The 21,676-nt window shown below is 67.4% G+C and carries 8 protein-coding genes; 1 reads left to right on the top strand and 7 read right to left on the bottom strand.

Annotated elements, in window-relative coordinates:
• Positions 1–90: 90 nt before the first annotated feature.
• The 4 genes from IPM80_12500 to leuC all read right to left on the bottom strand — a co-directional run bounded on the left by IPM80_12500 (position 91) and on the right by leuC (position 4,811).
• Positions 91–1,503, bottom strand: a complete 1,413-nt coding sequence (locus IPM80_12500) for an EAL domain-containing protein (protein ID MBK8959223.1) — start codon at positions 1,501–1,503, stop codon at positions 91–93.
• A gap of 741 nt (positions 1,504–2,244) precedes the next feature.
• Positions 2,245–2,601 (bottom strand): hypothetical protein, encoded by a 357-nt coding sequence (locus IPM80_12495; protein ID MBK8959222.1) that lies wholly within the window; start codon positions 2,599–2,601, stop codon positions 2,245–2,247.
• Positions 2,602–2,768: 167 nt separating this feature from the next.
• Positions 2,769–3,407, bottom strand: a complete 639-nt coding sequence (gene leuD, locus IPM80_12490; protein MBK8959221.1) for a 3-isopropylmalate dehydratase small subunit — start codon at positions 3,405–3,407, stop codon at positions 2,769–2,771.
• Between the two features lie 3 nt (positions 3,408–3,410).
• Positions 3,411–4,811, bottom strand: a complete 1,401-nt coding sequence (gene leuC / locus IPM80_12485) for a 3-isopropylmalate dehydratase large subunit (GenBank protein MBK8959220.1) — start codon at positions 4,809–4,811, stop codon at positions 3,411–3,413.
• Positions 4,812–4,968: 157 nt separating this feature from the next.
• Between leuC and IPM80_12480 the strand changes: the two genes are divergently transcribed.
• Positions 4,969–5,472, top strand: a complete 504-nt coding sequence (locus IPM80_12480) for a sel1 repeat family protein (GenBank protein MBK8959219.1) — start codon at positions 4,969–4,971, stop codon at positions 5,470–5,472.
• Between the two features lie 13 nt (positions 5,473–5,485).
• Here IPM80_12480 and IPM80_12475 read toward each other — a convergent pair whose 3' ends face one another.
• The 3 genes from IPM80_12475 to IPM80_12465 are packed head-to-tail and all read right to left on the bottom strand — an operon-like array spanning position 5,486 to position 21,470.
• Entirely contained in the window at positions 5,486–5,746 is a 261-nt protein-coding gene (locus IPM80_12475) for a hypothetical protein (protein MBK8959218.1), read from the bottom strand.
• Between the two features lie 27 nt (positions 5,747–5,773).
• Positions 5,774–6,553: a SapC family protein gene (locus tag IPM80_12470; GenBank protein MBK8959217.1), complete on the bottom strand. Its 780-nt coding sequence runs from the start codon at positions 6,551–6,553 to the stop codon at positions 5,774–5,776.
• Between the two features lies 1 nt (position 6,554).
• Positions 6,555–21,470, bottom strand: coding sequence for an autotransporter-associated beta strand repeat-containing protein (locus tag IPM80_12465; GenBank protein MBK8959216.1), 14,916 nt, complete (start codon positions 21,468–21,470; stop codon positions 6,555–6,557).
• Between the last annotated feature and the right edge of the window lie 206 nt (positions 21,471–21,676).

The following is a 21,676-nucleotide window of genomic DNA, read 5'->3' as shown; positions in this document are numbered from 1 at the left end:
AGGTGCGAATTCATTCGCACATTGAATGGCGTGGCACGGCGTCCATTCCCAGTTTCAATGTGCGAATGAATTCGCACCTACAGGGGTGCGCTAACCGCGCGCCGCCGTCGCCGCCGCCCAGTGCGACAAGGGCACGCCGCGACGGCCGATGGTCATGCGCAGGTCGTCCACCCGCAGGTCCTGGTCCAGGATCTGCGGCGGCGCTTTCACATGCGCGATGGTCATCGCCAGGTCGACGTTGTCGTTGTCGTAGGCCTCGATGAATTCCAGGGTCTGTGCCGCGGTCATGGCCTTGGCGAACAGGTAGCCCTGGCCGAGGCCACAACCGATGCGTTTCAAGGCCAGGCGCTGGGCCTCGGTTTCGACACCCTCGGCGATGGTATCGAGCCCCATGGCGCTGGCCAGCCGGTGGATGGCCTGCACGATGGCGATACTCTGGGCATTGTCGTCGTCATCGAGCGTCCTGACGAACGAGCGGTCTATCTTGAGCTTGTCGAGCGGCAGGTTGCGCAGGTAGGCGAGCGACGAAAAGCCGGTGCCGAAATCATCCAGCGCGATACGCACGCCGTCGTCGCGCAGATCCTGCAGCAGCTTGATGGCCGCCACGCTGTCGCCGAGCAGGGTCGATTCGGTCAATTCCAGTTCCAGGCGTTTGACCGGCAGCGCGCTCACTCGCAGCGCTTCGCGCACCACCTGGCGGATATCGGCCTGCTCGAACTCCACCGCCGAGACGTTCACCGCCACGCGCTTGTCGCCCGGCCATTGCGCGGCATCGCGGCAGGCCTGCTCCAGCACCCAGCGTCCCAGCGGCACGATCAGACCGCTGTCTTCCGCGAGCGCGATGAACTGCACCGGCGGCACCATGCCACGCGTCGGATGCCGCCAGCGCACCAGCGCCTCGAAGCCGATCAGGGCGCCGTCACGCAGCCGCACCTGCGGCTGGTAATGCACTTCGAGTTGCCCTTCGCGCAGCGCGTCGCTGAGGTCGGCCAACAGGCCCAGCTTGTCGCGCGCCTCGACCTCCATGTGACGTTCGAAAAAGCGCAGCGTGCGGCGTCCGGCGGCCTTCGCCGCGTACAGCGCCATGTCGGCGATCTTGAGCAGGTCCTGCGCGTTGTCCGCATCCTGCGGTGCATAGCCGACGCCAATGCTGGCATGCACTTCGATGCGATGGTCGTTGATCACGCACGGCGCCATCAGCGCCTGCTGCAAGCGGTCGCCGAGGCCCTGCGCGACCTGGCGCTCGAACACGCCCGGCACCAGCAGGGCGAATTCGTCGCCGCCGAGGCGCGCCAGCACCGCGTCCCGACGCACCTGGCTGCGCAGACGGCGCGCGACTTCGCACAGCAGCACGTCGCCCGCCGCGTGGCCCAGCGAATCATTGACGGTCTTGAAGTTGTCGAGATCGAGCACGAACAGCACGCAGGGCTTGGTGTGCCCCGGCGTCGCGAAGAAGGTCGCCAGGCGACGATTGAAGAAATGACGGTTGCCAAGACCGGTCAAGGAATCGAGGTTGGCCTGGCACCAGTTCGTTGTTGCGCTCCCGCTGGTCGGTGACATCCGACGCCACGCCGCGCCAGCCGCACGTCTTACCGGTGGCATCGAGCAGGGGTTTGGCGGTAAACGACCACCAGCGACGTTTGCCCTGCAATTGCACCGCCACGCTGACGTCGCGGAACAGCACACTGCCATTCATGTGTTCGACGAGGAGTTTGTGGCGATCCTGCAGCGCGGCGTCTCCCTCCGGCGCCAGTGTAGCCAGCATGTCGCTGAGCACCCGGCCGTGCAAATCATCGGTGCCGAGGCCCGTCACTTGCGCGAGGCGCGGCGAGACCCGCGTCAGCCGCCCGTCGCTGTCGGTTTCCCACAGCCAGTCGCTGGCACTTTCCTCAAAATCGTTGAGCAACAGGCCGACCAGTTGATGCTGCTCGGTGAGCGCATGCTCGGCGCGCAGCCGCTGCAGAAACTGGCGCGAGGTCAAAAGTATGGTGCCGGCAAGTGCAAAGGCATACAGGGCCATGAGCGGCACCAATGGTGCGTAGCGTTGCCACTGCAACGTGGCAATTCCGACGATCACGACCGTGCTCATACTCACTGTCCACGCCAGCGCGGCTAGCGGCAGGCTCGCGAACATCCAGCCACAGGTCGAAATCAGTGCCGCGACGACCGCCGCGATCATCACGCGCCGCTGATCCTCGACCAGGTCGAACAGGTATATGGACAGACAGGAAAACGCAACGCCGCTCAGCGCCAAGGCCAGCGCCAAGCGCCCACGCGGTACGCGTGGAGACCGGCGTGCCGCCGGGCTTGTTGCCAGGCGCGCCACAGTGGCAGGTAGATGAAAGCGACCAGCATGCACAGGACGGATGCGCATACGATCACCAGCGGATGGTCAACGTATTCGTCGAACACCACCAGCGCGGCACCCACCAGCAGCAAGGTGCACCAGCGAAAACATCGGCAACTGCGCGACGCGGCCTGGAATTGGTGACCGCGGAACTGCGCCTGCAGGGATTCGTCGGCGTCCGGATCGCGCCAGCACGAAATCAGAAAGCTGCGCACCGCCGGCCAGGTCGGTACATGGGGGGTGATGAACGGCATGCTGTCCTGTCGCGCCCGGGGCTTGGGGGTGCCCATGGATGCCACGGGCTGCTGCCCTGTATAGCGACCCGACGCAGCGCAGGTTGAATCAGGCGGGCGGCGCGAATTCAACCGCACAGTGGCCCTGAACGGCGCCGGCGCGCATGCGCACAGACGACGCCTGGACCTCAGCGGAACAGCCAGGGCGCCTCGGCTTGCTTCTTCGCCTCGTAGGCCTTGATGTCGGCGGCGTACTTCAAGGAAATGCCGATGTCGTCGAGGCCGTGCAGCAGGCGCTCTTTCAAATCGGCCTTGAAGTCGAACTTGAACACCTGGCCGCCCGGCGTGGTGACGGTCTGCGCCGCGAGATCCACCGTCAACCGGTAGCCGACGCTGGCCTCGGTTTCATTGAACAGCTGGTCGACCACTGCTTCCGGCAAGGTCAGCGGCAACAGGCCATTCTTGCATGCGTTGCCGAAGAAGATATCGGCATAGCTCGGCGCGATCAGGGCGCGGATGCCGAAGTCGTAAAGCGCCCACGGCGCGTGCTCGCGCGAGGAGCCGCAGCCGAAGTTGTCGCGCGCCAGCAGGATCTCGGCGCCCTGGTAGCGCGCCTGGTTGAGCGCGAAATCGGGATTCAAGGGACGCGTGCTGTTGTCCTGACCCGGTTCGCCCTTGTCGAGGTAGCGCCATTCGTCGAACAGGTTGGGGCCGAAGCCGGTGCGCTTGATCGACTTCAGGAACTGCTTGGGGATGATCGCATCGGTGTCGACGTTGGGTCGGTCGATGGGCACCACGAGCCCAGTCAATTGCGTAAATGCCTGCATGGATCAAATCTCCCTGACGTCGACGAAGTGACCGGCGATACCAGCGGCCGCGGCCATCGCCGGGCTCACCAGGTGGGTGCGGCCATTGCGGCCCTGGCGGCCTTCGAAATTGCGATTGGAGGTGCTCGCGCAGCGCTCACCCGGTTCGAGTTGATCGGGGTTCATGCCCAGGCACATCGAGCAGCCCGGTTCGCGCCAGTCGAAACCGGCCTCGCGAAAGATCTTGTCCAGGCCTTCCGCTTCCGCCTGCTGCTTGACCAGCCCCGAGCCCGGCACCACCAGCGCCGCCTTGACGCTGGCCGCGCGCTTCCTGCCCTTCACCACTTCCGCGGCGGCGCGCAAGTCTTCGATACGCGCATTGGTGCACGAGCCGATAAAGACCTTGTCGACCGGGATCGACGTGATCGGCGTGCCGGGGGTCAGGTCCATGTACTTCAGCGCATTGCGCATGCCGATGCGACGCGTCTCGTCGCCGGCCGCCTCGGGATCGGGCACCACGTCGTTGATGGCCACGACCATTTCCGGCGACGTGCCCCACGACACCTGCGGTTGCACGTCTTCGCCGTTGATGACGATTTCGCTGTCGAACACCGCATCGTCGTCGGATTTGAGGTCCTGCCACTGGGCAAGCGCCGCATCCCATTCCGCGCCCTGCGGGGCGTAGGGACGCCCCTTCACGTAATCGCGCGTGATGTCGTCGAAGGCGACGAGCCCGGCGCGTCCGCCCGCTTCGATGGACATGTTGCACACCGTCATGCGCCCTTCCATGCTCATCGCGCGCATCACCGGGCCGGCGTATTCCATGGTGTGACCGGTGGCGCCGGCGGTGCCGATCACGCCGATGATGTGCAGGATGAGATCCTTGGGCGACACGCCGCGCTTCAGCGCGCCATTGACGGTGATGCGCATGTTGCGGGCCTTGCGCAACACCAGGCACTGGGTGGCGAGCACGTGTTCGACTTCCGAGGTGCCGATGCCGAAAGCAAAGGTCGCGAGCGCACCGTTGGTGGCGGTATGCGAATCGCCGCACACGATGGTCATGCCCGGCAGGCTCCAGCCCTGTTCGGGACCGGTGACGTGCACGATGCCCTGGCGGATGTCACCGACATCGTGATGCAGGATGCCGTAGGTCTTGCAGTTCCTGGACAAGGTGTCGAGCTGCAGGCGCGCTATCGGATCCTTGACGTTGGTGACGTCCTCGGTCGGCACGTTGTGATCGGACACCGCCTTGGTGGCGGTCACGCGCCACAGCGGGCGGGCGGCCATCTCCAGGCCTTCGAAGGCCTGCGGCGTGGTGACCTCGTGGGCGATGTGGCGGTCGATGTAGATCAGCGCCGAGCCATCCTCGAATTCACGCACGAGATGGGATTGCCAGAGCTTGTCGAAAAGGGTTTTTCCAGCCATCGGATAAGTCGCTCGAGCTTGCGAAGGGCGGCTAGTCTACCATCGGCCCCGCGCCTTGGGCCCGCTTCGTGGGCCCGCGTGCGAAGGCTTGGGCGGGCCGCGACTTCTCGCTAACATGCCGGGGCGCCGCGCACTTCGACGGCGCTGGAGACCCACGATGCAATGCAGGAAAACTTTGCTGGCCGCCGTGCTGCTGCTGTTCGCGGCCGACGCCCACGCCGACTTCAACGACGGCGTGGTGGCGCTCATGGCCGGCAAATTCGATATCGCGCTGAAGACCTTCGTGCCGCTCGCCGAGACCAACAACCATGCCTATGCCCAGTACTTCCTGGGACGCATGTACGAACGCGGCGAAGGCGTCGAGAAGGATGCCAAGGCCGCCGCCAAGTGGTATCGCAAGGCCGCCGAGAAAGGCGTCAACGATGCGCAGTTCCGTCTCGCCTCGATGTACGAGAACGGCCAGGGCGTGCCCAGGGACATGGAGTACGCCTACGGCTGGTACAGCGTGGCGGTGCACCTCGGCAGCAACAAGGCGATTGCGGCGCTGGACCATGCCAAGTCGGTCATGCGCGACGACGAACTGGTGCAGGCGGACAAACTGTCGCGGGAATTGATCGGCAAGTACGGCACGGTGCCGGAGAGCACCTCGCGCGCGCAGTGAGCGCCGCGCGCGCTCAGACCCTCAGGTTGACGTAGCTACCCTTGGAGCGCGAGTCGACCGCGCCGCCCATGCGCTCGATGAGAGCGCCGAGCAGGGCGGCCGGCGAATTGCCGGTGCGGGAGCGCTCGCGCGCCGCCTCGTCGACCGGCCGCACGTAGAAATTCGACTTGAGACTGGCGCGCTCGTCGCGCGGCGCATCGGCGGTGAAACGGCGATAGGACGCCGATAGCGCCCTGTCCGCTGCCCCGCTCTGCCTTACCGCGCCGATAGCCATCGCTGCTTTTCCCGACTCCCTGGCCGTTTATTCCTTGGCGCCGCGCTTCTTGGCGCGGGCCTTGGGTGCATCGCTCGGAGTGTCAACCAATTGCATGAGCTTGTCGAGATTCGAGAGCGAGTGCATGTGCAGATAAATCAGGTCGAGGTAGCCCTGGTCCATGAATTCCTTCAGTTGCTCGCCACTCAGCTTCAGCAGCCGTTCGCGCGTGACGCAGAAAAAGCCGCTCAGCGAGTAGGTACCCCCCGAGTTTAGTGAAATATTCGCCTGCGTGGAGTCGAGCAGGTCGGCCTTGACGAGCGCTTCACAGAAACGGCTGGTGAGCTGGGTCGCGAGCAGGAAGTCCTGCAGGAATTTGACGCTGTTGGCGAGGTAGGGGCTCTGCTCACCGCCCTCCGCCAGCAGGCGCTCGCCCTCCTTGGCGGTATTGAAACCGCTGTAGGTCTCGTCGATGCAGACCGTGTACTGGTCGGGCTGGGTGTCGGTATTGGCCAGGATGTAGGGGTAGCGGCGCAGGTAGGCCGGCACGTAGTTGCCGAGCCAGGCGCCGTCCGCGCCGATCAGGAGATTCTGGTCAGTGGCGATGCCGAGCAGCACTGTCGGCACCGCCACGCCGTTGCCGTCGCGGGCGAACACCACCGCGTACTCGCGCGCCGCGACCGCGAATTCACTGGCGGCGAGGTAGATGGAATTGGTGCCCGCGGCAAACGAGTAGCCATGGTCGGCATCGATGTACCAGTCGGCGTGGCGCTCGCGGTTGAGCGCGGTGATGTTGCGATACAGGAGCGGGAGCAAGGGTTCGGACATATCAATACCGGCGATGAAGGGTGGGAAGAATGACGTCGCCGCTCCAGGCCACGGCGCCCTGGGCGTCCAGTCTGACCAGTCCGGCAATCTGGTTGACGGCGCCCGGCGCCGTCATCTCGTTCAGCAGTTGCGGTTCGGGCAGCTCCTCGAGTTCCTCGAAGTCATCGGCCGGCGCCGCGTCTTCCTTGGCTGGCGCGGGCGTAGCCGGCGCGGCAGGCGCGGGAGCCGGGCTGGCCGCGGGGGCCGGCGCCGGGCTTTCGTCGAGGGTTTCGAAGCCTTCGTCGACGTCCGCCGGCGCATCCTCGGGCGCGGCCTGGGCCGGCGCGGGTGCGTCCTCGAGCGGCGCAAACAGGTCTTCGCTGCCCTCTTCCAGCGACGGCGCATCGTCGCTGGCCGGCGCGGCCTCCGTGGCGGCGGCGTCGGCCGGCTTGTCGCCCGCCGCGTCGGGCGTCTCCTCGGCCTCGAACACGTCCTCGAACTCGTCGCCGCCCTGCTCTTCGCTGCGCTGCTTCTCGAGATAGGCGTGCAGCTGCGACTGGTAGTCGCGGTAGCTGGCGAGCTCGGCCTGGTATTGGCTGAGCAGGGTCTCGCCCTTGGCCTGCGCGGTCTCGCCGCTGGCGATGGATTTGCGGATGGCGTCGATGCGCTGTTCGAGGCCGGCAATCAGCCCCGCCAATTGCTCTTCGGTAACGTTGGGCGCGCAGCCCTCGGCGCCTTCGCACTGGTCCAGCCGCTTGGCGATACCGTCACCGATCACGCCGAACAGCGACAGGTCTTCCTCGAACAGCGAGGAATCGACGAAGGTCACCGCCTGCAGGATGGTGAGAATGGCGGCCGGATTGGGGAAGGACGCGCGCGTGTTCTGCAACAGGTTGGTGGGCGCGCCGAGCGCGGTCAGCGAAGCGACCAGGCCGGTGTCGGTGACATTGGTGGCGGACGCTTGCGCGCGTGACCGTACGTTGAAATCGATACGCGTCTTGGTGGCCCGCGCGCCTTGCGCGACCAGCACCTCGCCGCCATCGAGATCCATGATCATGTTGGTCGAGTTCTGCACCTCGTTGGTCGCCGCCAGCATCACCTGCGCGCCGGTGAAGGTCACGGTGTTGCCGCCGGTCGGCGCGGTGATATTGCCGAGATCGACGCCGCCCGGCAGACCGTCGTTGCCGGCCTGCACCTTGTCGCCCAGCGCCATCACCACGATCGTGCCACTGCCCGGCGTGGCGGTGCCGACCGAAATATTATTGCCGGTGGAAAAATCCACCGTGCTGCCGACCAGCACCAGGTTGCCGCCCGTCACCAGCGATTCGGACACGGTGATGTAGTCGGCCGGCGCCGAAGCCAGGGAACCGTTCAGCACATCGCCGTCCGGGGCCGGGGTGAACTGGCCGCCGATGGTCAGCGTGCCCTTGAAGTTCTCGAAGCGGTCGGCGGCGACATGCCCGGCGCCGTCTTCCAGATCAACGAACATGTCGGTGTTGGCGGTCGGCACGATACTGAGCGTGACGCCGGTGTCGGACGACACTTCGTCGTTGAAATCGAAGATGTTGCTGGACGAGCGCAGCACCACTTCGTTGGTGACGGTGAGCGGGCCGTTGAAATGCAGATCCTGGCCGCTGAGGTTGGCGCCGATGGTGGTGTTGCCATCGAAATTCATGTTGCGGCCGCTCACCACGCCGCGCAGATCGGCGGCGTCGGCAAAGCGGATGTCACGGGCGCTGATGTCGCCGCGCACCACGGTGGCGCCCTGGTAGCTTTGATCGGCGCCGCTGGTGGTGACGCTGCCGTAGGTGGCGGTACCGCCCGCCACGCTCGAACTGAACGCACCATCGACGCTGACGTTGCCGCGCACGCTGAGATCGCCGCCGCCGCTGGCGCTCAAGCTCAGCGGCCCGTTGTGAGTGATGTTGCCGACCACGCGCAGGCCGAGCGCGCCGACATCGACGCTGGCCTGGCCGAAACCGAGGTTGTCGGCCGTGACGTTGCCGCTCACCGAGGCCGCCGCGCCCGGCACGCTCAGCACGCCGTTACCGGTGGTGGTGAGATCGTCGACACCGCTGAAGGTCAGTTGATCGCTGGCCGTGCCCGGCACGCCGCGCAATTCGCCGGCGCCATCGCCGCTGAGCACCCAGGTGGCGTCGACCTGCGAGCGCAATTCATCGCTGCCGCCCGCGCCCATGTTGATGGTCGAGGCGCTGCCGGTCGGCGCCGCGCCCATGGTCACCACGTCGTTGCCGCTGCCGAGGTTCAAGGTCTCGACGCCGGAGAAGTCGCCGGCGATGGTGCTGGTCGAAGCGCTCATGCCGGCGGCGGTGGCAGCGGTGATCTGCGCGGTGATGGCGCCGGTATAGGCGCTCGCGTCGACGAGGTCGTTACCGGCGCCGAGGTTGAGCGTGCCCGCCACGCGCGCGCCGTCGCCCAGCGTCACGCTGTCGTTGCCGCCGTTGGTCAACAGGTTGCCCGCCCAGGTGCGGCCGGCCTGCACCGTCACGGTGTCGTTGCCGGTATCGTTGAAGCCGCTGGTGAGCGCGAGCCCCGCGTCGCCGATGTTGTTGATGTTGATGGCGTCGGTGGTGGCAATGCCGCTGCCGCCGCTCAAGGTGATGGAAACCGCGTCGGCGCCCGTCACCGCGAACTGATCGGCGCCGACGCTGCCGAGCATGAAATTGTGGGTGGTGGCGTTGCCGGCCACGAAGTCGCCGCCGTCGATGCCGGCGAACAGCTGCGGCGTGGTGTTGGACGGCCCTTCCTGCTTGAAGATGAACACGTCGCGCTTGTTGCCGCCGCGAATGCTGAAGTTCTCGAAGGTGGTGGTGGCGGTGGCGAAGGTATTGCCGTAACGGCCGCGGCCGTTGCCCGTGATCACCCACACCGTTTCGACGTCGGCGCCCTGCAGTTGCGTACCGTTGCCGACCACCGCGTCGACATCGAGATAGCTGCCGCTGATGAGGGCGAGGTTGGGCGGATTGTTGGTGCTGGCATCGCGCACCGTACCGGCCTGGCCGCTGCCCGAATCGTTATCGGTGACGGCGTTGACCAGCACCAGGTCCGAGCCGCTGTAATCGAGCGTATCGGTGCCGGCGCCGAGATTGATGCTGCCGACCAGGCGCGAAAATTCATTGGCGCTGGGGTTGGTCGGCGGCGCGTTTTCGTGCAGGCCGAAGTTGACCGTGTCGTTGTCGGCCTCGCCGACGAGGTTGGCGGTCAGCACCGTGCTGCTGCCGGCGTTGGACAGGATGTTGTAGACGTCGTTGCCGGCGCCGCCGGCCAGCTGGCCGAAGCTCAGCGCACCGCCGGTGGCGGCGGTGAAGGTGTCGACGGCGCTGCCGCCCTGCAGGTTCTCGAAGGCGGTGAACGTGAATTCCGGGGTGCCGTCGGGCGCGCCGTTGGGCGTGTCGTCGATGCTGCCGGCGCCGCTCGCGGTCAACTGCCAGTCCGATTGCTGGTTGCGACCGACCAACTTGTCGGTCGCCGCCGCGCTGCCGGTGAAGCTTTCGAAGCCATCGAAGTTGGCGAAGGTCGAACTGCTGTCGGCGGCGGTACCGGCCTGCAGGTTGACGGTGACCGCGGAGGCGCGGCTGGCGAAGGCAAAGGTATCGATGCCGCCACCGGCATCGATGTCGCCGCTGACCGCGGCGCCGGCCGCCAGCGTGAAGCTGTCGGCGGCGCTGCCACCCTGCAGGTTTTCGAAGCTCGAGAAATTCACCTCCACCGAGCCCGGCGCGCCGACGGTGGTGTCGTCGATGGTGCCGCTGTTGGCGCCGGTCACGGCCCAGTTGCTGGCGTTGTTTGCGCCCACCAGCGTATCGCCGGTGCCGCTGCCGCCGACGAAGGTTTCGATGTTGGCGAAGCCGCCGGCGATGTCCGGCGCCGTCAGTGTCGAGAAGTCGATGGTGATGGCGGCGGCGCGCGTGCTGTAGCTCAAAGTGTCGGTGCCGCCCAGGCCATCGATGCCACCGCTCAGGCTGCCGCCGGTGGCGAGGTTGAAGGTATTGGCGCCGGCACTGCCCGCGAGGTTCTCGATCTGCGACCAGCCGCCGGTGAGGGACGAGGCAGTGCCCGAGTCCCCGCCGCTGACGGTGAAGCTGAAGTTGCCCGCCAAGGTGTCGTTGCCGCCACCGCCAAGCAGGCTCTCGACGCCGGAAAACGTATCGATCACCAAGCCGTCGCCGACGCTGCCGGTATCGAGGGCGGTCAGCGTGAAGCCGAGATCGGCGCCGATGTCGGAGGCGTCGATACGGTCGTTGGCGCCGGCGCCGCCGCTCACGCTGAAACCGCCCGGCGTGGTCGCGCTCACCGCCTGGTCGATGTCGAAGTCCGACGAAGTGCCGCCCTGGCCGAAGCTCGCGTCCAGCGTGCCGACGGTCAGGGGGTTGGTATCGAAATTGAGGTCGCGCGCCGCGACCAGCGTGACGTCGTCGCTGACAACGTCGGTATAGGGTCCGGACATCGTGAGCGCGGCGCTAGCGCCGCTGGTGCGGATGTCGACGGTGTCATCGGTGCCGGCGCCGGTGGCTAGCCCCGCGATGGTGAGACTGGACGCCGAGGTCACGAACACATCGCCGCCCGACACCAGTTCCAATCCACTGCCGCCCGTCAGCGCTACACCCAAGGCGTTGCCAGTGTTCACGCCCACCGCGCTGCCGGCGTCGAGCACCAGGTTGGCGCCACCGCTCTTGGCCAGCACCGCGCCGGCCGTATCGCGCACGGCGCCACTGGTGGCGGTGATGGTCTGCACGCCCGCGGCATTGAAGGTGCTGGTGCCGGCGCCCTGGAACACCACGTCGTGAGCGGCGCTCAAGTTGCTGTCGGTGGTGATGTTGTCGGCCACCAGCAGGTCGCCGCCGGCGGTCTGCACCGCCACGTCGCCGCTGGCGCTGATGGCGGTGCCACCGCCGAGGCTGAGATTGCCGGCGCCGCCGACGGTCTTGGTCAGGCCGATGGTGGTGAGCGTGCCGCCCTGGGCGTCGATGCTCTGCGTCGCCGCGCCATCGAGACTGCCAAGCCCGCTCAGGGAGACGTTGCCGCTGGCGACCAGATCGCCCGCCGCGCTGAAGGCGTTGTTGATGGACAGGTTGCCGGCATTGACCGCCACGTCGCCGTTGATGTCGATGAGGGTCGGCCCGATCAGGGTGAGGTTGCCGGTCGAGGACTTGCTCAGGGCATCGACGGTCAGGCTGCCGCTACCGTCGCTGCCGGCGCGCAGGGTCTGGTTGCCGCTGCCGGCCGCGGCAAACACCACGGTGATGCCGGTCAGGTCGACGTCGTCGCTCGCCGCCAGCGAGCCGAGGCCGAGATCCAGCGTGCCGCTGCCGCCGCCGAGGGAACCGATGCTGGCCGACTGGTCGTTGACGTCAAAGGTCGCGCCGACCGCGATGTGCACCGCGCTGCCGCTCGCCACGCCGCTCGCGGCGCCGAGCTTCAGCACGCCGGCATCGATCTGGGTGTCGCCGGCGTAGCTGTTGTTGCCGGACAGCACCAGGGTGTCGGGGCCGAGCTTGGTGAGCGTGTTGCCGCCCGCGCCGCTGATATTGCCGCTCAAGGTGAAGTCGATGTTGCCGGCCGCGCCGTTGTCGACACTGATGCTGGCCGCGCTGGCCAGGCTGACCGTGCCGGAGAAGGTGCCGGTGTTGCTGCCCATCAGCGCGCCCGCGCCGCCGTCGCCGCTGCCGTTCAGCACCAGGTTTTCGCTGGAGGAACCGCTGAAGGCCGCGTCCAGCGTACCGCCGTTGGCGGTGGTGGCGCCGACCGTGGTGCCGAGGCTGGCGGTCGAGGCCACGCGCAGGGTACCGCCCGTGACCAGGGTCACGCCGTTGTAGCTGCCGGTACCGACATTGAGGGTCTGGGTGCCGCTGCCGGACTTGGTAAGGGCCAGGGTGTCGCCACCGCTTTCGGTCATGTCGCCCGCATAGCTGCCGCCGCCAGCGGAGATGGCCAAGGTCGCGGCGTCGCCGACCGCCACCGCATTGTTGGTGACGATGCTGCCCGCCGCGCCATCCAGGCGCGCGATGCTTTGATCAAAGCCGGCGAGATTGAAGCTCGCGCCCGACGCGTTGAGGTTGAGGCCGCTGCTGTTGGCGAGCACGTCGACGGCGCCCGCCTGCAGGGTGCCTTGCGCGACGATGGTCGCGCCGCTGTAGGTGTTGGCGCCATTGGCCAGGATCACGGTGCCGGCGCCGCTCTTGGTCAGGCTGCGCGCGCCGCCGCTTTCCGAGATCACCGAGTTGACGGTGAAGGTGCCGGTGCCGCCGATGCTGGCGTTGCCGGTGAGGGTCAGGGCATTGGAGATGGCGGCGGTGCCGGTGCCGGTCAGCGCGCCCGCGCCACCGTTGCCGGTGCCGTTGAGACTGATGGCCTCGCCGGTCGCGAGCGTAAAGCCGCTGATGTCGAGCGTGCCGCCGTTGGCGGTGGTGTTGCCCGTCAGCGAGCCGAGGCTGGCGGCGGTGCTGATGCTGAGCGTGCCGCCGCTGATGGTGGTGGCGCCGGCATAGGTACCGCTCACCACCGCGAAGCTCTGGCTGCCGGTGCCGGACTTGGTGACCGAAAAATCGTCGATGCCATTCTGGGTGAGGTTGCCGGCATAGCTGCCGCCGCCGCCGCTGATGCTCAAGGTGGCGATGTCGCCCAATCCCCCCGCGTCATTGGTCACCACGCTGGTGGCCACGCCGTCGAGCTTGGTGACGGTCTGGTCGAAGCCCGCCAGGTTGAGCGTGGCGCCGGCCGCGACGCTGACGCCCGAGCTGTTGTCCAGCACGTTGGCGGCGCCGGCGGTGAGCGTGCCGGCCGCGATCGTGGTGCCGCCGCTGTAGCTGTTGTTGCCGCTCAACACCAGGGTGCCGCTGCCGACCTTGCTCAGCGTGCCGCTGCCGCCGATGGCGGCGTTGACGGTGAAGGTGGCGGTGGTGCCAATGGCGCCGGTGCCGGTCACGACGATGGCGTTGCTGGCGGCCACCGAGCCGCTGCCGGTCAGCGCGCCCACGCCACCGGCGCCGCTGCCGGTGAGGTTGATGGTCTCGCTGCTGGCCAGCGCCAGCGCACCGAGATCGAGGGTGCCGGTGCTGGCGGTGGTCTGACCGCTGGCGCTGCCAAGACTGGCGGACGTGGTGATCAACAGCGTGCCGCCGCTGACGCTGGTGGCGCCGTCGTAGCTGCCGGTCGCCACGCTCAAGGTCTGGGTGCCGCTGCCGGACTTGGTGATCGAAAGCGTGTCGCTGCCGGTCTCGGTGATGTCGCCGGCGAAGCTGCCGCCACCGCCGGTGATGGTCAGCGTGGCGATGTCGCCGCTGTTGCCGGCGCTGTTGGTGACGATGGTGCCGGCCGCGCCGTCGAGCTTGCCGACCTGCTGGTCGAAGCCGGCAAGATTGAAGGTCGAAGCGGCGCCGTTCAAGGTCAGGCCCGAGGTCGCGCCGAGAATGTTGACCGCGCCGGCCTGCAGGGTGCCGGCATTGACGGTGGTGGCGCCGGTATAGGTATTGGTGCCGGACAGGGTCTGGGTGCCGCTGCCGGACTTGGTGAACGACAGCGCGTCGTCGGCCGACTCGGTGATATTGCCGGCATAGCTGCCGCCGTTGCCGGTAATGGTCAAGGTGGCGCTGTCGTTGGCGGCCGTCGAGTTGTTGGTGACGATGCCGCCGGACACACCGCTGACCGCGCTCAGGGACTGGTCGAAACCGGCGAGGTTGAAGCTGGCGCCCGCGGCCGTGATGCTCAAGCCCGAAGTGCTGGTCAGGATGTCGACCGCGCCCGCCGCCAGCGTGCCGCCGGACACCGTGGTGAGGCCGGTGTAGCTGTTGGTGCTGGCGAGCGTCTGGGTGCCGGTGCCGGACTTGGTCAGCGACAGCACGTCGTCAGCGGACTCGCTGATGGTGCCGGTGAAAGAACCACCGCCGGCGGCGATGGTGAGGGTCGCGGCGGCGTTGCTGCCGCCGACCGTGTCGTCGTTGGTGACGATGCCGTTGCCGGACAACGATGCGATGGTCTGGTTGAAGCCGTGCAGGTTGAAGGTTGTGCCGGCCGCGAGCGTGAGATCGGTCGAAGCCGCCAGCGCATTGGCAAGGCCGATGGCGAGCACGCCCTGGGCGAGGTTCAAACCGCCGAGCGTGGTGGCGACGCCGAGTTGCAGCGTGCCCGGCCCGGTCTTGGTCAAGGTGCCGGCGCCCGAGATGCCGACCGTGGTCACTGCCAGCGTGCCGCCGGCCTGGGCGATGTCGGCGGTACCGTCGCTGCTCATGACGATGCCACCGGTGAAGGTGGTGGTGCCGCCGGTCGATTGCAGCAGGGTCGGGTTGTTGCCGCCGCTGAAGGTCAAGGTATCGGCAAAACTGGTGCCGCCTGGCGTGCCGAGTTCCAGGGTCGCGCCGGCATTGGCGGCGTTGTTGATCACCAGGCCGCCGCTGCTGCTGCCGAGACTCGCGGCGCTGGTGACGATGAGACGTCCGCCGCTGACGGTGGTGACGCCGTCGTAGCTGCCGGTGCCGACCGACAAGGTCTGGGTGCCGGTCGTCGACTTGGTGATGGACAGCGTGTCGCTGCCGTTCTCGGTGATGTCGCCGGCGAACACGCCGCCGCCGCCCGTGATGGTGAGAGTCGCCGCGTCACCGGTATTGCCGGCATCGTTGGTCAGGATCGCACCCGCCACGCCGTCGAGTTTCAGCAGGGACTGATCGAAGCCGGCAAGATTGAACGTCGCGCCCGCGCTGTTGATGTTGAGCCCCGAACTCAAGCCCAACACGTTGGCAACGCCGGCCTTCAATACGCCGCCGCTGACGGTGACCGGGCCGCTGAAGGTATTGCCGCTGCCGGACAGGGTCTGGGTGCCAACGCCGGACTTGGTGAACGACAACACGTCGTCGCCGGGCTCGGTGAGATTGCCGGCGAACACGCCGCCGTTGCCGCTGATGGTGAGCGTCGCGGCATCGGTGACCGCCGCGGTGCTGTTGCTGACCGTGGTGCCGGCCACGCCGTCGAGCTTGGTCAGGGTCTGGTCGAACCCGGCGAGGTTGAAGCTCGCGCCCGAGGTCGAGAGATTGAGGCCGGCGCTGTTGTCGAGCACGTCGACGGCGGCCGCCGTCACCGTGCCCTGGGCGATGGTCGTGCTGCCGGTGTAGCTGTTCGCGCCATTGCCGAGCACCAGGTTGCTGGTGCCGGTCTTGGTCAGGCTGCGCGCGCCGCCGCTTTCGGTGACGGCGGTGTTGAGCGTCAAGGTGCCGCTGCCGCCGATGGTGGCGTCACCAGCAAGGTTGAGGCTGCCGCTCGCTTCGATGGCCGCCGTGCCGGTGCTGGTCAGGGCACCGATACCGCCGTTGCCGGTGCCGCTGATGTTGATGGTCTCGCCACCGGTCACACCCATGCCATTCAGATTCAGCGTACCGCCATTGGCGGTGGTGGCGCCGGCCGCGGTGCCGAGACTGGCATCGGTGGCAATCGACAGCGTGCCGCCGCTGATGGTGGTGGTGCCGGTGTAGGTGCCGGTGACCACCGCCAGGCTCTGGCTGCCGGTGCCCGACTTCACCAGCGACAGGGCGTCGGTGCCGGTCTGGGTGATGTCGCCGCTGAAGCTGCCGCCGCCGGCGGTGATGGTCAGCGTCGCGGTGTCGCCGCTATTGCCGGCGTTGTTGGTGACGACCGCACCGGCCACGCCGTCGAGCTTGGCCAGCGACTGGTTGAAACCGGCGAGATTGAGCGTGGCGCCCGACACCGACAGGTTGACGCCGCTGCTGTTGTCGAGCACGTCGGCGGCGCCGGCCGCAAGCGTGCCTTCGCTGATGGTGGTCGCGCCGCTGTAGCTGTTGTTGCCGGTCAGCGTGAGTTGGCCGGTGCCGTTCTTGGTCAGCGTGCGCGCGCCGCCGCTTTCGGCGATCACGCTGTTGATGGTCAACACGCCGGCGGTGCCGATGGTGGCGTTGCCGGTCAGCGTGATGGCATTGCTGGCAGCAATGGACGACACACCGGCGCCGCTCTGCAATGCGCCGGAACCGCCGCCGGTGCCGGCCAGGCTCAGGCTCTCGCTGCTGGCGAGCGCGAAGTTGGCGAGGCTGAGCGTGCCGCCGTTGACGACGGTGCCGGCGGTGGCCGTACCGAGACTCGCGGCGGTGGTGATCGAGATCGCGCCGCCGGTGATGGTGACCGCGCCGTCGAACGTGCCGGTGCCCACCGACAAGGTCAGGATGCCGCCGGTGGTCTTGGCCAGCGACAGGGTATCGCTGCCGTTCTCGGTGATGTCGCCGGCGTAGGTGCCGCTGCCGGTCACGGTGAGCGTGGCGGTATTGGCGGTGTTGCCGGCATCGTTGGTGACGATCGCGCCGGCGATACCGTCGAGTTCGTCGACCGTTTGATCGAAGCCGGCGAGGTTGAACGTCGCGCCGGCAAGCGAAACATTCAGGTCGCCCGCGCCCAGCACGTTGTCGGCGCCGGCCTGCAGGGTGCCGCCGCTGACGATGGTGTTGCCGGTGTAGGTATTGCCGCTGCCCGACAGGATCTGCGTGCCACTGCCGGACTTGGTCAGGGTCAGCGCATCGCTGCCGTTTTCCGTCAGGTTGCCGGCGAAGTTGCCGCCGCCGGCATTGATGGTGAGCGTCGCCACGTCGGCGGTCGAACCGGCGTCGTTGGTCGCCACCGTGCCCGTCACGCCATCGAGTTTCTTGAGCGTCTGATCGAAACCGGCGAGATTCAGGCGCGCGCCGCTGACCGCGAGATTGACGCCACTACTGTTGTCGAGCACGTCGACCGCGCCGGCTTCGAGGGTGCCGGCGTTGACCGTCGTTGCGCCGGTGTAGCTATTGTTGCCGCCCAACACCACGGTGCCGGCGCCGAGCTTGGTGAGCGCGCGCGCGCCACCGCTCTCGCTGATCACGGCGTTGATGGTGAGGGTGCCGGCGCCACCCACGGAAGTATCGGCGTCCAGCACCACGCTGTTGCCGCTTTCCACCGACACCGCACCGATGCCGGTCAAGGCGCCCACGCCACCGTTGCCGCTGCCGCTGAGGTGGATGGTTTCGCTGCCGGTCAGGCTGACGCCGTTCAATTCCAAGGTGCCGCCATTGGCGGTGGTGGCGCCACTGCCGGTACCGAGGCTCGCCTCGGTGAGAATGCTGAGAGTGCCACCGGTGATACTGGTGCCGCCGTCATAGCTGCCGCTCGCCACCGACAGGCTCTGCGTGCCCGTGCCGGATTTGACCAGCGACAAGGTATCGCTGCCGTTTTCCGTGATGTCGCCGGCGTAACTGCCGCCACCGCCGGTGATGGTGAGGGTCGCGATGTCGGCCGTGCCGCCGACGTCGTTGGTGACCAGCGCGCCGGCCGCGCCGTCGAGCTTGGCCAGCGACTGATCGAATCCGGCGAGATTGAAGACACCGGTGGCGCCGAGGTCGAGACCGGCGCCGGCCGTGAGCACGTCGGCGAGGCCGGCGCGCAGTGTGCCCGCGTTGACGTGGGTGACACCGTTGTAGGCCTGGGCGGCGGTCATGAGCAGCGCGCCGCTGCCGACCTTGGTCAACGACAGGGTCGCCGCGCCGTCGCTGATCGCGCCGACCGACATGACACCGCCGGCGTTCGACACGCTGATGGTGGCGTCGTTGGCCAGACCGACATTGGTGAGCGTGAGGCTGCCGGTCAAGGTCAGGACGTTGGCGCTCGAATGCAGCAGCGCCGCACCATTGGCGCCGCCGTTGCCTTCGAAGCTGAGATTCTCGGCGACGGATGCGTTGCCGCCCAGCGCGAATTCCAGCTGCGCGTCGTTGGCGATGGTGGTGCCGCCCACGGTATCGCCCAGGCCGCCGACGTCGGTCACCTTGATGGCGCCGGCGTTGATGGTGATGGTGCCGGTGGCGCTGGTGAAGGCCGCGCTGTTGTCGGCGGCGAGCACCAAGGTACCGCTGCCGGTCTTGGTCAAGGCGCGCGAACCACCGTTGTCGAGCGCGGTGTTCAAGGTCAGCGTGCCGCTGCCGCCGATGGTGGCATCGGCGCCCATGGTCAGGATGTTGGTGGCGGCGATGCTCGACGTGCCGGTGGCAGTCAGGGCGCCGACATTGGCAATACCGCTGTCGGAAATGTCGATGGCCTCGGTGCTGGCGAGCGCGAGGTTGTTCAGATCCAGCGTGCCGTTGTTCGATACGGTGGTGCCCGCGACCGCGTCACCGAGGCTGTTGGCGGTGGTGATGCTGAGCGTGCCGTCGTCGATGGTCAGCGAGCCGGCGTAGGTGGAGGCGCCGACGCCGAAGGTCTGGGTGCCGGCGCCGGTCTTCACCACCGAGATGTCGTCGGCGGTATTGTCGAAGAACTGGCCGCTGAAAGTCTGGCCGCTGCCGCCGTTGATGGTGAACGTGACGGCGTTCGCGCTCGGCTCGTCGTTGCTGACCACACCACTGCCCGCCAGGCCGACGACGGTCTGGTTGGTGGTCTCCATCTCAAAGCGCGCGGCGGCTCCCGCGATATTCAAGATGCTGTTGGCGAACACGTCGTCGACACCGGCGAAGATGCTGCCATCGGTGATGGTGGTGGTGCCGGAATAGGAACTCGTATTGTTGAGCGTGAGGCGGCCCGCGCCCTGCTTGTCGATGCCGAAACCCGCGCCGCTGATCACGCCGCCCAAGATCAGCTCCGAGCCGGGCACATCGATGGCGCTGTTGTCGGTCAGCGTGATGTTGCCGTCGACATTGGCGGTGCCGAGGGCACGCAGGGTGCCGCCGCCCAAGGTCAACGCTTCGCTGCCTATCGATACGTTGTCGAGGACCAGCACCGCGCCGCTCGCCACCGTGGTACCACCATTGGTGGTGCCGAGGCCGGCGGCGTTGGTGACGTTCAAGGTGCCGGCACTGACGGTGGTCGCGCCGATATGGCTGTTGGCTTCGCTGAGCGTCAACGCGCCGAGGCCGGTCTTGGTCAGCGCCGTCGAACCGATGAGAGTCTTGCCGGCCACCTGGGTCGCGGTGCCCGCGCCTACGTTGGCCGTGAACAGTGCGCCGCCGGTCGTGATGTCGCCGAACGAGCCGCCGGTGCCGGAGATGATGGTGACGGCGCCATTGCCGCCGCTGACATTGGTCTTGATGCCGCCGGCCGTGACCGTGCCGTTCGCCGCGCTGAGCGTCACCGCGCCGCCCTTGGTCTCGATGATGTCGTTCTGATCGGCAAACACCACGTTGCCGCCGGTCGAGCGGATGGTCAGGCTGCCGGTGGTGAGATCGAGATGGACGGCGTTGTTGGTCGTCGTTACCGCCGGCGCACCGCCGGTGACGTCGTTGATGGTGACGAGGCCCGTGGCTTCGAGAATGATGTTGGTGGTGACGGCGAGACTGTCAATCTTGCCCCAGCTGATGGTGTTGCCGCCGGCATCGGCGTCACCGCTGATGTCCGCATCGGCGTTGGAAATGTTCGAGTCCAGCGAGCCGGTGTTGGCATTCGCGTCGGTGATGGTGAGGGTGCTCGGATCGAGCAGCAGTTCACCGGCCTTGCCGCGCGGCGCGCTGGTGTCGACCTCACCGGTGAAATCCAGGGTCTGTTTGCCGGACACTTCGACCTGGCCGCCGTCGCCGCCGCGCGCGCCACCGCGCGCCGAAATCTTGCCGTGGAAGCGCGTGCTGTCGTCGGCCCACACCACCACCTTGCCGCCGTCGCCGTGGCCGCTGGCGTCGGCCTTGATGCTGGCCTGGCTGCCGACGAACACACGTTCGGCGTTGTCGATGTCGGGATTGGCGCCATGCAGATCGCCGCCCAGCAGTGCCGTGCCGCCGCCGGTGTGTCCCGACACGTCGACCGCCGCGTCGAAATTGAATGCCAGCTGCGCGGCGCTCGCCTCCACGCTTCCGCCCTTGCCGCGCGTACTGGTGGCGGTGACCGTGCTGCCCGCGTTGAAGCTCGCCTTCGACACCGCGGCGACGGCTATGCTGCCGCCCTGGCCGTGCGTGGCGTCAGCGGCCAGCGTGCCGCGATTGTCGACCACGTTGGCACGCACGCTGATACGACCGCCATCATCGGTGTCGCTGGCGGCGGAGGCATCGATGCTGCCGGTATTGAGCACCGACGAGGTCGGACCGCTGCCGACCAGCATGATCTTGCCGCCGCGCTTCTCGATGCGCCCGGCCTTGATCACGCCGGCGTTGTTGATGGCCTGGTCGAACACGCCGGCGGCGGCGCGCGCGGTGATCAGGATCTGACCGCCGTCGGCGCTGATCTGACCGCTGTTGCTGATCTGCTCATCGAGCTTGGCGGCGTTGTCCACCACCGCCTTGTCGACTTTGAAACGCAACAGGCCATCGCCGTCGAAATCGACCGTGGTCTGGTCGCCGGCCAGCAGGTTCACGCGTCCCGCGGTGGCGACGATCGCGCCCTCGTTGGCGACGGTCTTGCCGATCAGCGCCACGTCACCGCCGTCGGCGGCCGTGATCCTGCCCTGGTTGAGCACACGACCGTCGCTGCCGTCCTCGGCCTTCAGCACGTAGCGGCCGCTCATGAATTCGTCGACGCCGACGCGCATGGCACCGGCAATCAGGCCACCGACATTCACTTCCGCGCCGGGCCGGAAGAACACGCCGTTGGGATTGAGCAGCACCACCTGGCCGTTGGCTTTGACCTGGCCGAAGATCTGGCTGGGCTTCTGATCGAAAATGCGATTGAGCGCGACGGCCTTGGCGTTCGGCTGCTTGAAGCGCACCTGCTCGCCCTTGGCGACGTTGAAGCTCTGCCAGTCGATGGCGGTGCGCGGCGTGTTCTGCTTGACGGTGGTGACGCCATGGGCGGCGTCGTGGCTGATGTGCGCGCTGCCGGCGCGCACCTGGCCACCGCTCGGCGCGGCCTCGGCGTCGATGCTGGCGAAAGCCGTGACCAGGCCCGGCAGCAAGGCGAGCTGCACGGCGTGAACCAGGGGCTTCAGGCGAAATGGCGAGCGTGCCGCGGTGATATCGGCATCGTGATTGCGCATGTTCATGCGGTCGCTCCCTCCCCGGCATTCGTGATCGAATGTCCGTGGCCCGCGTGCAAGCGCAAGCCGTGTCTTAGGTGTTGAATCAGTCTGTCGCGCGTCGCTGGCACGCGCACCTGCAAAGGCCCCCGACGCCGGTCATTGTCGGCGACGCGCGGCGGCCAGTCCGTTACATATTCCCGCATCACGCACGGCGCCGATGTACCGGCCTT

The sequence above is a fragment of the Pseudomonadota bacterium genome (genome assembly GCA_016719885.1).
In the GTDB taxonomy this organism is placed as follows: Bacteria; Pseudomonadota; Gammaproteobacteria.
Note: the sequence above shows the minus strand (reverse complement) of the source record. Positions and strands in the feature narration are given on the sequence as shown.